Origin of the sequence: Neobacillus niacini, assembly GCF_023715785.1 — a bacterium.
GTDB classification, from domain to species: Bacteria; Bacillota; Bacilli; order Bacillales; family Cytobacillaceae; genus Neobacillus; species Neobacillus niacini_E.
In genome coordinates this window covers 1-469 of sequence record NZ_JAMBOX010000066.1, presented here as the reverse complement: position 1 = coordinate 469, position 469 = coordinate 1, and the positions used below count along the sequence as shown (strand labels likewise).

Sequence of the window (469 nt, the reverse complement as noted above, 5' to 3'; positions counted from 1 at the left end):
ATACTAGCGTTGGTAGTTGCGATATTACACGGCCTGGCCACCACTCGACCGTTCACCGTAATGTTGATATCGGCGCCCTGTGACGTGCTGACGCTCATGGACAGTAACCCCACCAGTAGCGCTCCTGCAAATCGATATTTCATTAAAACCTCCGGTTACTGGAATTCAAGGGTAAAGGTTGCTGTCGCATAAACATGGCCAGCGGTGACTGGTACACGGGTTGCCATCAGCCGCGCATAAAAACCCAAGATATTGGTCTGCCCAGGTGTCAAATTCGTCCAAGCGATTGATGATGCAGCCGCATTTATGGGCAGCATCGTTTGCTGATTGTCCAGGATCTGTACCGCCATCCCCGATGCGGCAAAAGCATCACTATCGATTTTTAAAAGTTTGTCATTATTGCTATCCGGAGTGCCGGTAAAGCCAACTTTCACTGCCGTAGCCGAGCTGCCGCAAGGTGATAACACGA

1 protein-coding gene is annotated in these 469 nt (G+C 50.5%); it reads right to left on the bottom strand.

The features are described from left to right. Positions 1 to 155 precede the first annotated feature (155 nt). Positions 156 to 469: fimbrial protein (locus M3234_RS28860; protein ID WP_262307933.1), on the bottom strand; the 314-nt coding region annotated here is incomplete at its 5' end.